Genomic DNA, 13964 nt, shown 5'->3' with positions numbered 1-13964 from the left:
GAAAAGGGGTCAGGCGGCCTCGGACAGGCAACGTTGCAGCACCTGGGTATAGGTTTCAGACCCCTGCGCGCCGGTCAGCAGGTATTTCCTGTCAAAAACCATGGATGGCACGCCTGAAATGCCCCGGCTGGTCCAGAACAGCTGCTTTTCACGCACCGGGGCTATGTGTTCTCCGCTTTCAAGCGCTTGTCGCGCCGTATCCGCGTCCAGCCCGATGGATCGAACAGCCTCCAGCAGAACATCCATATCGGAAACATCCCGCTGCGCTGTGAAATATGCGTCGAACAGAGCCAGTTTCAAAGGATGCTGTCGGCCGACTGATTCCGCCCAATCCAGCAACTGATGCGCCGCGAAAGTGTTCACCATTCTGCTGTCATCGTCGAAGTTGAAGGCAAAGCCGAGCTTGGCCCCGATCGAGGTAAGCTTGTCCCGTGCCTGCTGACTTTGCTCGGCGGTCGAGCCGTATTTCGCCATGATATGTTCACGCAGGTTCTGGCCTTCGGGTGGCATGTCCGGGTTCAACTCGAACGGATGCCAGCGAAGCCGGGCAAGGACACCCTGTTGCTGCAACGCCATGTCAAGCTGTCGAAACCCGACAACGCACCAGGGACACACAACATCCGAGACGATATCGATCTGAACGATCGGGCGGTTATCGGGCGGTGGCATTGTGTGGCTCCTGTCAGGTCAATAGCGTGTTGTCCACTGGAGAGATATGCCCGTGGCGAAGGAATTTAAACCACTGCGTTTTTGCCTCTTCACATCGCGCGCACCAACGTCTATACGCCGCGTTACCAAGTCATTGGCAGTGCGGTCGTGGCGGAATTGGTAGACGCGCAGCGTTGAGGTCGCTGTGGGGTAACTCCCGTGGAAGTTCGAGTCTTCTCGACCGCACCAACTTTTAGTGAAAGAACAGGTAGTTGAGGGCGGGTGCGAAGATTGCATTCGGTGTGGTGCCCACTGTGCGACGTCCGAAAGGGTTGCCGAAGACAGAGGTGCCATGTGAAAGATCCGCTTTCAGAACTTGAATCAGTTCCGCATTTTGGACGTTCATCGGAATGCCGAGGTTTCTGCCCGGTAGCACCCCCAGGGTATTTTCTTGGTCGGCCATTCTGAAACACGAACAGGCCGCAGTCTCGCTGAGTGTGACATTTCAGGTGTTCAGGTGACGGGCGCAACCTGACCCGTGACCTGAACCCAAGGCCCGGTCCTCTCTAGACCTTTTGGAAATAGACGCCCACACCATCGATTTCGTTGATCGCGGGTGGCTGATAGCCCACTTCGTCAAGATAGTCATGAACGGCAGCTTTGGCTGCGGGAACCACGTGATAGTCGTCAACGATGATCCAACCACCTTTCGAGACCTTGCCGAAAAGGTGCCGCAAAGGATCTATGGTTGATTCATACATGTCGCCGTCAAGACGCAGCACTGCAATCTGCTCACTGGGCACCAGTGGCATGGTGTCCTTGAAAAAGCCCTCGATGAGCACGACATTATCGTCCAAAAGCCCGAACTTTTCAAAATTCGCCCTTACAGAAACGGCTGACACGGCCAGGGCATCGTACTTGTGGAAATCAGACCCCTTGTCGTGAGGATACAGTTCTTCATTCGGCTCGGGCAACCCCTTGAAAGAGTCACACAGAACGACACGTCTGTCATTCTGGCCATATGTAAAGAGTACCGCTTTCGCAAAGATGCTGGCACCGCCACGCCATACTCCGGTTTCTACAAAGTCGCCGGGAATCTGGTTGCCGATGACGGATTCCACCATGGCGCGAACATTGGCCAATCTCTTGCTGCCCACCATAGTGAAAGCAACAGACGGCCAATCCCAGCCGTATTCGCGGTTTTTGGAGTTGTAATCCGGTTTGGTGTCTCCAAACAGAATTGGTGGGTCTTCATAGATCGTGCCATCCAGGGCACGGGCAACCGTGGTCAGATATTGTTCCCGAAGTTCCGCGAGCATAAATTATAACCTTGCATAGATGTCGGGTTGGTTCTGACCTCTCAGCTGTGAAGTTTCAAAAAGATTCGCTGGAAATCGCCTATAGGGTTGGATAAATGGAGGCAAATTTCCTGTGAACTGCGTTTTTTCAACTCAGACGTGCCTTAACTCTCAGCTTTGACGTCCAAAGTGAAACATATCTTTTTTGACGCTACGAATTACGCGAATGTTTGCGCCAACTTCAGCATCAGTCTTGGCGAATATGGTCGGACCCAACCCATTTGTTAGGCCGTGAAACGGCTGCCTCGCGCTTCTTTCTGCGTTTGATGTAAAGGAAGCGTGTAAACCCGTGCCTTTCAGGAGATGAAGCACACAAGCCATCAGGTAAGGGCATAGTGGTGAGCAAATTTACGGAAGTTGTCTCGACTGTCTTGCGCTCAGTTTCAGGCGGTTCGCAACAGAAGAAAATTCAACCGATAGTCTGGTCCGAGCGGAACAGATGTACCGTTGATGGCGTCAATTTTTTCGCCACGGTCGATATTGCGGAATACCACGAAATCACATCGAACGATAACGAGTTTCTGCTGGTGAAAACCCGCGAAATGATCGAGGCTGAACTGGATTGCACCTCGAAGATCGATGTTAACAATATCGTCGATATCGGAGTATGGCAGGGTGGGAGCGTGGCGCTTCTCGATCGTGTATTTCAGCCTGACAAACTGGTTGCAGTTGAATATTCGACGCGCGAACTGCCTCACCTTGACGCCTATATCGAAAGGTACTCGCGGCAGGATAACGTGCGGCTGTACAAGGGGATAAGTCAAGCGGACATCAATCGGTTCGGAGAATTGCTGGACGCAGAGTTCGGCGACGAGAAGATTGATCTCGTCATAGATGACGCATCGCACCAGTATTTGGAAACGTTGTTGTCGTTCAACCTCGTTTTTCCGCGCATGTCGGAAGGCGGCGTCTTCGTCCTTGAAGACTGGCAATGGTCCACGATGGAAGAACATTACAATTCCGACTATTTCGAAGGGAAAAAGGCGCTGGCGAATCTGGTGCTTCAATGCGTCATGTCCTGCGCCTGCCGGCCAGATATCGTTCGCGAAGTCATCGTGAAAAATCACTCTGCAATGGTTGTTCGGGGCGAGGCTGAACTGCAAAGCGGTGCTTTTGACATTACCGAGATCGCCCGCAATCGAGGCGAGATTATTCCCCTGGTACTATAGATCCGCATTGTGTCGGCGGGTGTGCTCTGCCGTCACGAGGTCTGTCGTTGTGACATTGTCTCTCTCAGATCTGGCTTGGTTATCCGGCGGGCCAGACGCATGAACGGAACTTCGACAGCATAATAGATAACAGTTGCAATGGGTATCGCTACGGCAAGGGTAACTGCGCAGACCACGGGCACCACAAGATCCGGGTTGTCCGTTAGCGTTGCGGCCCATCGGGTCAGGTTTGTGTTATAGATAAGAAACGGATGCATCAGATATAGGCTGTAACTGATCTTTCCAAGAAAGAGGGTAAAAGGGTTATAGAGAAAAAAACAGGTCGAAGTGCCTGCGATAGCGCAAGGCTTGCAAAGGCGAAGCCCCAACCCAGAACCAGTATGAGCGAAACCGGTTTGTATTGCGTTTGCGTCTGATCAACGACTGGCCCATACAAGTATAGGCAAATCAATCCGGCCATTCCCGCAGCGAGGGTCAAATAGCCAATTAGCCGCTTTAACGACGTGGGTGTCGAACGGTAGATGCACCAGATGATCAGGCCCAACGCAAAATATGGGGCGTTCGTGAAAAAGCTGGTCCAATAGTAATAGTCGGGAACTTCGCCCTGGCCATTTGCGTTTACTGCCGTCCATCCCAAGCAGGCGATTAAAAAGAGAAACACTGCCGCCCATATGTTCCGCCAAACCCAAAGGAAGGGGAACAGAAGATAGAAGATAGCTTCGACGCCAATTGACCATCCCGCAGGAACGAGACTGGTTTGTTCACTGGGGAAAAAACCAAACAAAAATGTCATATTCCTGATGATCGTACCCGTTTCAGCTTGGAGACCTACGTAGAGCCAAGCAAAGAGCATCACGTAGAAGAGTGGGGCAATTCGAAAAAACCTGCGCAAGGCATAGGCCCAGCTTCGATCAAAAGAAATCCCTTTTGGATAAGCCAGCGACATGGACATTGCGCTGATTATGAAGAACAGCGGCACTCCCATCAAAAAATAGTCGACAATCCACTTATTGTAGCTGACACCAAGCGGATGAATTTGCACCGCGTGTACAAACACGACCGCAGACGCAGCGATACCGCGCAATGCATCAAGGCCATGCGCCCTTTAATCTTTAAGATTACCTGTCATGATCCACTCGAGATGCCGCGCCTTTGCTGCCATATGACTTCGGCAGCAGTGAATACCAGCTATAGATGGTTGGCGCGCGATGGCAATCCGAATGACGGTTTCAAGGCGAAGACACGCTGGTGATCGCTGCCTGCGGGGCCGTGGCCGTCTGCGGGATCTGGAGTTGGCAGACGTTGAACCGGCGGGCTCGTCCACTTGCAATGCATTTCCGGGGCCCGTAACAAAGCCGCAGGCAGGGATGCGCGCTATACATCTGCAAAGATGCGTTTTTTCCCGCTATCCTGAATTTGCGGGCCACGGGTACAGGTAGACGCGATGAGACTTGTCATATCCACGATGAAAGACGAGGGGCCGTTCATCCTGGAATGGATTGCATACTATCTTTCGATCGGCTTCACCCATTTTATCGTCAATTCGAACGATTGTTCCGATGGCACCGACACGATCCTTCAGCGGTGCCAGGAACTGGGGTTTCTGGCGCATATCGGCAATCCCGGCCCGTGGGAATTTGGACCTCAGGCTTCAGCTTATGCAAACGCCATGGAACACCCCTGGTGCAAAGAAGCCGAATGGATATTGGTCTGCGACGTGGATGAATTTCTTGATATTCGCGTCGGCGACGGAACACTGGACGATTTGTTTCGTGCATTGCCGCATGCGGACGGATTTGCCGCAATCTGGCAGTTGTTCGGACACAACGGAATCGTCGAGTTCGAAGACAGGTTCGTTGTCGAGCAATTCACCCGTGCGGGCGAGCTTGGCGCCGTCAGCCCCCATAACTTGCGGGCGTTCAAATCGCTCTTTCGCAACAACGGATCGTATCGCACAATCAGCACGCATCGACCGCGCGGCCCGATACCCAACAAGGCGGATCGATTTGCCTGGGTCGACGGGGACGGTGATCCGTTGCCGCCGGCCATGCGAAGACGAGGGTGGGCGTATTCATCAACGGGCGCCGGGTTTGGGCGCAGGCTTTTTCGGATGAACCACTATGCGGTGAGGTCCGTGGAAAGCTATCTGATGAAGCGGTTGCGTGGGGATGTGAATACCTCGAGTTTTCATCCGAAGATGGAGGCAACAGGTCAGGCCTACTGGAAGCTGCATTGCTATAACGACATCGAAGAAACCTCGATCCTGTCCAAAGTTGCACGACTTCGGGAGGTTTATGAAAAGCTGCGATCCGATACTGTTCTGGGGCAATTGCATCATCAGGCAGTTGCATTTCACAAGGAACGCATCGCAAGCCTCAGAAAAACCGAGGTGGCGCAGGATTTTATCGCTAAGTTCAGCCGCTTTCGCAGCGGGCGCTATGTCAAGGCGCTGGAACTCGGCGTGATGGAAGATGGCGATCTGTCTTTCAACGCCGAAATGTACAAGGATCCGGGCATCACATTTGCCCAGGTCGCGAAATGGACGCGGCTCGGCAAGATGTCCAAGCCCGAGAACTCCAAGCCATACAATTTTCCTTGGTTCGTTCGGCTCGATGCCCTCGAAACCTCGTTTGATTACGAAGAGGCCGCCGCGCAGCATGCGCAAATTACGGATGCCAAACAGGTTTCGGTGCCGTTCGACCCCAAGGATCCTGTCTACCTGCCTTCTGCCCCTCCGGAGGTTGAAAGAACAAAAGACCAGCGGCAGAGTTTTCTTCGATCAATCAGTGGTAAGAAGAATTGGGTGCTGATCGGACATGTTGAGATTGAAATCATCGAAGAAATACTTGATCTGGACGCTGTCGAGAAATTGACGGTCATAGGACCGTGGGGGCTGTCATGGGACGGTTTCACATGTCCGGATGCAACTCAGGATCCCGAGCTACAGGCTTTGGATCGCACGTTTTATGCATTGCTGGAATACTTCCGCGCCCCCATTCTTGCCGGACAATTGCGTGTCTACCGGGCGCTGCCCCCCTTGATGCTGAAGCTGTTTGAAGACGAAAGCGTCGGCGTCGTCATCATCCGCGGGGTGCGGGCAGAGCAGGTGATGAACCAGCTGTTGCACCGTATCGACCGGGTTCTTGCGCCCGGGGGGAGTATCGCGTTCACATCTTATCGCCGTCACGGAGGCGGGTCGTATACGGGTATGAATGCGGCGATAAACAGTTTCCTCGGGCGTAATGCTGCACGATACCGGATAACCAGCTTGCAGCCACCGTGGCTTGGTGTCGACAAGTTGCCACCGCTTGGCAAAAAGGACACATAGCTTCTGGTTCTTGAGGCTGTGGCGTGGTAGCCATGGCGCAATGAACAAAACGGGTTCTGAGTAAATGGGATACCCGTCTGCGAGTGAGGTCGAGATGTCAAACGAATCCAAGGTTATCGGTGTTGCGCCCGGCAGCCAGAAGAAACCGAAGGCTGACAAAGCGACCAAGCGCAAAAACAGCAAAGACGCAATCCGCCGCACATTCCTTTCCCGTTTGCCAAAGGGGGGCCTAGCCGTAGAAATCGGTGTCTGGCAGGGTGAGTTCTCTCCGACCATTCTGAAACTGATCGAGCCTAGTCAGCTTTTTCTGATCGATCCATGGAAGCATATCGGTGAGGAATCGCACACAACCGCGTTTGTGGGTCGGACCGAAGACGAAAAGATGGAGGCCATCTTCCAGAAGGTCGTAAAGACTTTCGAGGCCGAGATCGAAGAAGGCAAGGTTGGTATTATACGCGATTTTTCGGTACCTGCGTTGAAGCTTTTTGATGATGAAAGCATCTCGTTCGCCTATGTCGACGGAGACCATTCATACGAAGGCGTGACCGCTGATCTGGCCGCTTTGTTTCCCAAGATCAAACCCGGTGGGATCATGGCATTCGACGACTACCACCGCCGCGGCTGGTGGGGCGACGGGGTGATCCGTGCGGTCAACGAGTTTCTGGGCCAGCACCCCCGAGAGTTGCGCATCCGCGCGATTGCCGGCGCGCAGATCGCCATCGAAAAGATTGTCCCGCAAGATGACAGCAAAGGTCAGAACGACTAGGCGGCGGGGATAAGTGGCAGCGATGGAAAAGCCTGAAAAAGTCCTCATCACCGCGATGAAGAACGAGGGTCCCTATATTCTGGAATGGGTGGCCCATCACAAGGTGCTGGGGTTTGACCGGATCATTGTCTACACCAATGATTGTACAGACGGCACCAACCAGATTCTGAGACGGTTGCAGGACTTGGGCCATGTGGAATTTCACAGGAACCGGGTTGGAACCGGAGGGATACACCGGTCTGCGCTGAGGCAGGCACGGCGCTTGCCGGTAGTGAAAGACGCAAAGTGGATATACGTCGGGGACGCGGATGAGTTCCTGAATATTCACGTGGGAAATAACAGGGTTGATGATCTGATCGAGGCAACGCCCGGCGTTGACGTTATTTCCATACCCTGGAAGATATTCTCGAACGGTGGTCGGCATGTTATGCGCGATACGCTGGTGACGCGGCAGTTCTTCGATTGTGAGCTGGATTTCGAACAAGGCGGGGCAGGGCGCCGGTTTGTCAAATCCCTGTTCAGGCAGGGCGATTTCTATCTTCGTTTCGGGTTGCACAACCCGCACCCCCGTCCCGAACTTCAGGCCGGCGTGTTCCGGTCCGTGCCCGGAGGGCACGCAACGGAACCTGCGCCCTTCGGCAACCATGTCTCGCCTCCGTTTGGATTTGAAGTCGCACAGATCAACCACTATGCCGTCAGATCCACGCAGGCCTATTTGGCCAAGCGCAGCCGAGGTCGGGCAAATCATTCCGCGCAGACACTTGGAACCGAATATTGGGACCGCTGGAACCGTGGCGGTGCCAAGGATGAAACAATCCTGCGGTACAAGGACGAAGTGGATGCGGTGCTGGAAGAGTTTCGCGCTGACGACAGGCTTCGACGGCTACATAGAAGAGCGTTCCGCTGGCACAAGGCTCTGATCAACGATCTGCTGAAACTGCCAGAGTATGATGAGCTGTACCAGAAACTTCTTGAAAAACCGGCCGTGGATTTTGTCGCAAAGGACCGTGGCGTAAGGGAACGCCTGTCGGCCAGCGCGCCGTCTTCGACTGACGAAAACCGGACAGAGTCCTGACAAAACAGCCCCTGGAGAAATAGACGAATGGTTGCGGATCACTCTCTTCCGACGATTGGGATGCTGTGGATGGAAGGCAGCCTGAGCTTTCTGGAGCAGATGTGCATGCTGTCATTCGTCGAATGCGGTCACAGGGTCGTGTTGTTCCACTATGGGCAAGTCGACAACGTTCCGGATGTTATCGAACTGGTGTCGGCAAATGAAATCCACGAACCCAGGCAGTTCATCGTGAACAACCAGTTCAAGACGCCGGTGCCCCAATCCGATATCTTCAGATTGCACCTGATGAAGAAAACGGATTTTCTGTGGTGCGACACGGATGTTTTGGCGCTTGCCCCGATACCAAGGGCCGATCATGTCTTTGGATATTTCAACCGCGATACCATCTGCAATGCCGTTATGCGGCTGCCCTTCGACAGCCCCACGTTGAACGCGTATTCCGAATACTGCCAGGATCCCTATCCGATCCGCCCCTGGGTTGAAGGGGAGGAACGGAAGGAACTGGAACGCCTGAAACAGGCTGGTGAGTTGCCTCATGCGTCAGATCAAGAACACAGTGTTTACGGCCCCGGTGTCATGACATGGTTTCTGCGCCATTTTGACGAGTTGAAGCATGCCAGCCCCATACCGGTCTTTTATCCTTTGCCGTTCAGACGGGCAGGGCAGGCCAATGACATTCACGTCCGAGAGTTCAGGGACGCGTATATCAAAGAGGAAACGCTTGCCGTGCATCTGTGGGGACGCCGGATGCGGTGGTGGATTGCAAACGGAATCAAGCGGCATTCGTTTCTGGATCGACGTTTGCGGAACCTGGGGGTTAGACCGGGCGACGCGCCTTTGCCGCGCCACGGCCGAGGGGGCCTCAAACCGGTGGAGTTTCCCGCAAACCTGCCCACCTTGCGCGCTACGACCGAAGAAATCCACGACGCCACCGGCGGAGTTGTTTCTGTTGCTCTGCTCTCTGACCGGGAAGACTATCTCAAGGCGGCACAGGCTGATCTCGACGCAATTGCAGCTGACAATCTGTACGGTGCCAACACCCCGCCGCGCGTGGGTTTTTCGCGCGGTTGGGAACACTATGACAGTGACCCTGCTAGGCTGAATGCGCTTGGTATGGCTTTGTACAACTATGCGGATAGTCATCGGTTTTTACCCGACCTGCGCGCGCCAAAGACATTTGCCGAAAAGCTGGTGGTCATGAAGCTGTTTGGCGAAGTCCCTGATGCGTTGATTTCTGACCGGTCCAAATACGTGGGCAGCGCCTCGGAATTGCTCGCCTGCCCACAGCGCATGTGGGAGGCGCACATTCCGGCATTGCCCGAAACACTCGACCTCGGGCCCGGCCAGTATTGGTTGAAAGGAACGATGAGCCATGGTCACAAGCTGGCCCTGTCGTTCCCGCTGGATGCCACGCAGCGCGATGATGCCAACCAGAAACTGGCAGCGTGGCACAAGACAAAAACGCCCGAAGGTTTCTGGACAAGCGAATGGTGGCGCGCCAAGCAAAAGCCCCTCTATTACATCGAAGAAGACTTGACCGCCGGGGATCGACAGGCCAGCACCTGGAAATTCTGGGTGATCGCCGGACGCGTGCAGCTGGTGCAGGTTGACCGTGACCGGGGGCGTGGGCGCATCCAGATGCTCCATGATCGCGACTACAATTACCTTGCAGATGAGTTGTATTCGCCAACCAGCAGCACCGTTGAACCCCGGCCCGACCGCTTTGAAGACATGATCCGGATCGCTGAAACCCTGGGGCAAGACGTTGAATGCGCAAGCGTAGAGCTTTTCCCGGTTGGTGACAGAGTTTGCTTGGGTGACATCATGTTGGCGCCGGTGTCAGGCAAGCACAAGATGCGCTCGGATGCGCTGGATCAGCGTCTGGGTGCTGCGTGGACCGGAACTCGGCTGTTCCCCAGCTGAGGCTGGACAATCCCCGGATCTTTCATGCCGCCGGAACAGGCGGCAGGGCCTATTCGACCGCGATTTCCTGGCGCAGTTTTCCTGTTGTTTTGTCAAAGATCAGAATGCGATTGTCATCGGTTGCGACGGCATACCAGTTTGCCCCGATGGTCAGGGCCTGCGCCCGGGCGCCGTCGGGCAGCGCGATCTGATCCGGCAAGGTGGGTGTGCGGTCCGATAGGCGGATGACAATCAGGGCGAATGTCACTAGAACCCCGCCAATCATCACCGCGGTCAACAGCATGACCATCCGCCGCAGCAATCGCAGTTGCGGAGTTTCCTGCGGTTCTTGAGGTTCGGAAGGGACAGTCATGGGCACCCGCCAGATTGAGTTTCAGATCGCGGCCGATCCGCCGCCTCGCCTTGATAAGGCGCTTTCCCGCGATGTGCCAGACGGGGAAAGCCTGTCGCGCACCCGACTTGCGCGTCTGATTGAAGAGGGCGCGGTACAGATCGACGGTGCCGAGATACGCGACCCCAAGGCCAAGGTGGCCGAAGGGGCGCGTGTCACGATTGTCGTGGCCGAGGCCGAAGACAGCCATATCGGCCCCGAGAACATCCCGCTCGAGATCGTGTTCGAGGATGCGGACGTAATCGTCGTCAACAAACCCGCAGGCATGGTCGTACACCCTGCGCCGGGATCACCCAGCGGGACTTTGGTGAATGCTTTGCTCCACCATTGCGGAGACGATCTGTCGGGCGTCGGCGGGGTGAAACGCCCCGGTATCGTGCATCGCATCGACAAGGAAACCAGTGGCCTTCTGGTGGTCGCAAAGTCAGACGCGGCGCATCACGGTCTGGCCGAGCAGTTCGCGGCGCATAGCGTCGAGCGGTATTACCGTGCGGTGTGTTACGGGGTGCCGGATGCCAACGATCCTCGGTTGCGCGGTGTCAAAGGGATCAGCTTTGAACCCGGCAACATCATGCGCGTTACGACGCAACTTGCGCGACACAAGACCGACCGTCAGAGACAGGCGGTTCTGTTCCATGGCGGGCGGCATGCCGTGACACGCGCGCGCGTTGTCGAGACATTTGGAGTGCCTGCGGGTCTTGCCCTGATCGAGTGCTGGCTTGAAACCGGCCGAACGCATCAGATCCGCGTTCATATGGCCCACGCAGGGCACGGGCTGGTGGGCGACCCGGTTTATGGCGGCAAGCGCAAGCTGTCCGCCAAAGCGTTCTCTGCCGCTGCCGCCGGTTTTGCAGGCGCTTTTCCCCGTCAGGCACTTCATGCCGCCGTTTTGGGATTCGAGCACCCTGTCACCGGTGAATCCCTGCGGTTCGAGGCCGGTTTACCGCAAGATATGCAAAACCTTGTTGAACGTCTGCGCGCACCGCTGTCATAATAAGCAAACTCCTGTGAAAAAGGGCTTTTTACCTTTCCTTAACGGAAGATTAATTCCAGACTGTTAGCAGCACCTCTTGAATGGGAAGGGTTCCTTACCCATATCCTATGTTAAACATCTAAACATTTGTCGGAGGGACACAATAATGGCAAACTACGCAAATCTTCCCGCACCGACGCCCGAGGGCGGCCTGAATCGCTATATGCAGGAAATCCGCAAGTTTCCTTTGCTGGAGCCGGAAGAAGAATACATGCTGGCCAAACGCTGGGTCGAAGAGCAGGACACCGAAGCCGCGCACAAGATGGTGACGTCTCACCTGCGTCTGGCGGCCAAGATCGCCATGGGCTATCGCGGCTATGGTCTGCCGCAGGCCGAAGTGATTTCCGAGGCCAATGTGGGCCTGATGCAGGCGGTCAAACGGTTTGACCCCGAAAAAGGCTTCCGACTGGCGACCTATGCAATGTGGTGGATACGTGCCTCGATCCAGGAATACATCCTGCGGTCGTGGTCATTGGTGAAGCTGGGCACGACCTCGGCGCAGAAAAAGCTGTTCTTCAATCTGCGCAAGGCCAAGGCCCGCATCGGTGCACTGGAAGAGGGCGACCTGCGCCCTGAAAACGTCAAGAAGATCGCCACTGATCTGGGTGTGACCGAAGAAGAAGTGATCAGCATGAACCGCCGGATGTCCGGTGGCGATGCGTCCCTGAACGCCACGGTCGGGTCCGAAGGCGAAGGCACCATGCAATGGCAGGACTGGCTTGAGGATGAGGATGCTGATCAGGCCGGTGACTACGAAGCACGCGATGAACTGGAAGCGCGTCGGGAATTGCTGGCGGCGGCTCTGGATGTGCTGAATGATCGGGAAAAGGATATCCTGACCCAGCGTCGTTTGATGGATCAGCCGGTCACGCTCGAAGAGTTGAGCACTCAGTATAACGTAAGCCGAGAGCGCATTCGCCAGATCGAAGTGCGCGCGTTCGAGAAGCTGCAAAAGAAAATGCGGGATCTGGCGCGGGAAAAAGGCATGTTGGGCGTCAGCTAACAGTTGCGCCCTTCTTGCCTCGCAGCAAGAATCATCGCGTTCGCGCAATGACGGAAAACGCCTTCTGATGATCAGGGGGCGTTTTTTGTGAATGTTGGCGGAAACTGAACCAAAGGCCTAAATCAATGGCTGAAGGTCGAAAGCTGTGTTAGGAATAGACGTGTTTTGTCTTTGATTTCGCAGCAGAACGAGCGCTGGTGACCCCTCGGGAAGCGCGTAATTTGAAACAAGCCGAGTACGGAGGGCGCAATGCAAAGACCGGTTCAATTTGGTGTATTGGGTGCCGCGAAATTTGCCCGCGAATACATGGCCCCGGCGATACATGCCGCCAATGGGGCGCGCTTGGCCGCGCTGGCAACCTCGGATGCAGCGAAAGCAGAACCGTTTCAGTCCTTTTGCCCGGATTTGCAAGTATTTGACAGCTATGATGCGTTGTTGGCAGACGCCGGAATCGACGCAATCTACATCCCGTTGCCCAACCATATGCATGCGGAATGGAGCCTTAAGGCTTTGAGCGCTGGCAAGCATGTTCTGTGCGAAAAGCCCATGACCATGAAGGCGGATGAATTCGACGCATTGATCCAAAAGCGGGGCCAAAGCGGCCTGCTGGCCGCCGAGGCCTACATGATCGTCCATCACCCTCAATGGCAGCTTGTAAGGAAACTGATCGCTGATGGTGCCATCGGCAATTTGGTACATGTGACCGGGGCGTTCAGTTTTGACAATCGGGCAGATACCCAGAATATTCGAAACCGCGCGGAAACGGGTGGCGGCGGATTGCGTGACATCGGGGTCTACGTGATCGGCGGGGCGCGCTTTGCAACCGGGCAAGAGCCTGTGTCGGTGCAATCCGCGATCCGTTGGCAGGATGATATCGACATCTTCACTGAAATTCGCGCGCAGTTCCCCGGATTTACCTATTCCAGCTATGTTTCCATACGGATGCATCCCCATCAGGAGATGGTGTTTCACGGCGAAAGCGGTTTGATCCGTCTGACGACCCCGTTCAATGCACGTGTGTTCGGAGAGGCTCGGGTCGAGCTGCACCGGCCGGGGCTTGAAGTTCAGGTCACTCGCTTCCCCGGAGCAGACCATTACAAGTTGCAGGTCGAGGCCTTTTGCCGATCAATCAAGGACGGGGCGGAGTATCCCTGTCCTTTGGAATTCTCACGCGGGACGCAAGAGGTGATTGATCGTGTATTCGAAGGCGCGATTTCGCTGTAACTTGCGTTGCGGCCAACGGCTCAGCTATCCTGAGTGTCACAATTTC

At 55.2% G+C, this 13964-nt stretch carries 13 protein-coding genes, 1 tRNA gene and 1 pseudogene; 9 read left to right on the top strand and 6 right to left on the bottom strand.

What is annotated here, in order from left to right; all coding sequences use genetic code 11:
• Positions 1-9: 9 nt before the first annotated feature.
• A complete protein-coding gene (locus I9184_RS06895; protein ID WP_209833393.1) occupies positions 10-669 on the bottom strand; it encodes a DsbA family oxidoreductase in 660 nt (219 codons plus the stop codon).
• Between the two features lie 141 nt (positions 670-810).
• Between I9184_RS06895 and I9184_RS06890 the strand changes: the two genes are divergently transcribed.
• A tRNA-Leu gene (locus I9184_RS06890) sits at positions 811-897 on the top strand.
• 4 nt (positions 898-901) lie between these two features.
• Here the strand turns inward: I9184_RS06890 and I9184_RS06885 are convergent.
• The gene (locus I9184_RS06885; RefSeq protein WP_209833391.1) at positions 902-1111 is read right to left on the bottom strand and encodes a hypothetical protein; all 210 of its coding nucleotides are present in this window, start codon (positions 1109-1111) and stop codon (positions 902-904) included.
• A 103-nt stretch (positions 1112-1214) separates the two neighbouring features.
• Entirely contained in the window at positions 1215-1967 is a 753-nt protein-coding gene (locus I9184_RS06880; protein WP_209833389.1) for a TylF/MycF/NovP-related O-methyltransferase, read from the bottom strand.
• A gap of 377 nt (positions 1968-2344) precedes the next feature.
• Here I9184_RS06880 and I9184_RS06875 point away from each other — a divergent pair, with 377 nt between their 5' ends.
• A complete protein-coding gene (locus tag I9184_RS06875) occupies positions 2345-3175 on the top strand; it encodes a class I SAM-dependent methyltransferase (RefSeq protein ID WP_209833387.1) in 831 nt (276 codons plus the stop codon).
• A 32-nt stretch (positions 3176-3207) separates the two neighbouring features.
• Here I9184_RS06875 and I9184_RS06870 read toward each other — a convergent pair whose 3' ends face one another.
• Positions 3208-3432, bottom strand: a complete 225-nt coding sequence (locus I9184_RS06870) for a hypothetical protein (RefSeq protein ID WP_209833385.1) — start codon at positions 3430-3432, stop codon at positions 3208-3210.
• Positions 3432-4262 (bottom strand): annotated as a pseudogene (locus I9184_RS06865) (acyltransferase family protein); the annotation flags it as partial. The gene I9184_RS06870 and the pseudogene I9184_RS06865, both read right to left, overlap by 1 nt.
• 357 nt (positions 4263-4619) lie before the next feature.
• Here I9184_RS06865 and I9184_RS06860 point away from each other — a divergent pair.
• The 4 genes from I9184_RS06860 (at position 4620) to I9184_RS06845 (ending at position 10267) form a co-directional block, all read left to right on the top strand.
• Entirely contained in the window at positions 4620-6503 is a 1884-nt protein-coding gene (locus tag I9184_RS06860; protein WP_209833381.1) for a glycosyltransferase family 2 protein, read from the top strand.
• 94 nt (positions 6504-6597) lie between these two features.
• On the top strand, positions 6598-7269 hold the full coding sequence (locus I9184_RS06855; protein ID WP_171723465.1) for a class I SAM-dependent methyltransferase: 672 nt from the start codon (positions 6598-6600) through the stop codon (positions 7267-7269).
• A 22-nt stretch (positions 7270-7291) separates the two neighbouring features.
• A complete protein-coding gene (locus I9184_RS06850; protein ID WP_171723464.1) occupies positions 7292-8344 on the top strand; it encodes a glycosyltransferase family 2 protein in 1053 nt (350 codons plus the stop codon).
• Positions 8345-8371: 27 nt separating this feature from the next.
• A complete protein-coding gene (locus tag I9184_RS06845; RefSeq protein ID WP_209833379.1) occupies positions 8372-10267 on the top strand; it encodes an ATP-grasp fold amidoligase family protein in 1896 nt (631 codons plus the stop codon).
• A 49-nt stretch (positions 10268-10316) separates the two neighbouring features.
• Here I9184_RS06845 and I9184_RS06840 read toward each other — a convergent pair whose 3' ends face one another.
• Positions 10317-10619, bottom strand: a complete 303-nt coding sequence (locus I9184_RS06840) for a DUF6476 family protein (RefSeq protein WP_152457651.1) — start codon at positions 10617-10619, stop codon at positions 10317-10319.
• Here I9184_RS06840 and I9184_RS06835 point away from each other — a divergent pair.
• From I9184_RS06835 to I9184_RS06825, 3 genes are all read left to right on the top strand, one after another.
• Positions 10618-11652, top strand: a complete 1035-nt coding sequence (locus tag I9184_RS06835; protein ID WP_209833377.1) for an RluA family pseudouridine synthase — start codon at positions 10618-10620, stop codon at positions 11650-11652. The two genes, I9184_RS06840 and I9184_RS06835, sit on opposite strands and share 2 nt — an antisense overlap.
• A 145-nt stretch (positions 11653-11797) precedes the next feature.
• On the top strand, positions 11798-12694 hold the full coding sequence (gene rpoH / locus I9184_RS06830; protein ID WP_171116444.1) for an RNA polymerase sigma factor RpoH: 897 nt from the start codon (positions 11798-11800) through the stop codon (positions 12692-12694).
• A 249-nt stretch (positions 12695-12943) separates the two neighbouring features.
• Positions 12944-13918 carry a Gfo/Idh/MocA family oxidoreductase gene (locus I9184_RS06825; protein WP_209833375.1) on the top strand — a complete coding sequence of 325 codons (975 nt, stop codon included), beginning with the start codon at positions 12944-12946 and terminating at the stop codon, positions 13916-13918.
• Positions 13919-13964 lie beyond the last annotated feature (46 nt).

This window comes from Ruegeria sp. HKCCE3926, assembly GCF_017872515.1.
Taxonomy (GTDB): domain Bacteria; phylum Pseudomonadota; class Alphaproteobacteria; order Rhodobacterales; family Rhodobacteraceae; genus Ruegeria.
Note: the sequence above shows the minus strand (reverse complement) of the source record. Positions and strands in the feature narration are given on the sequence as shown.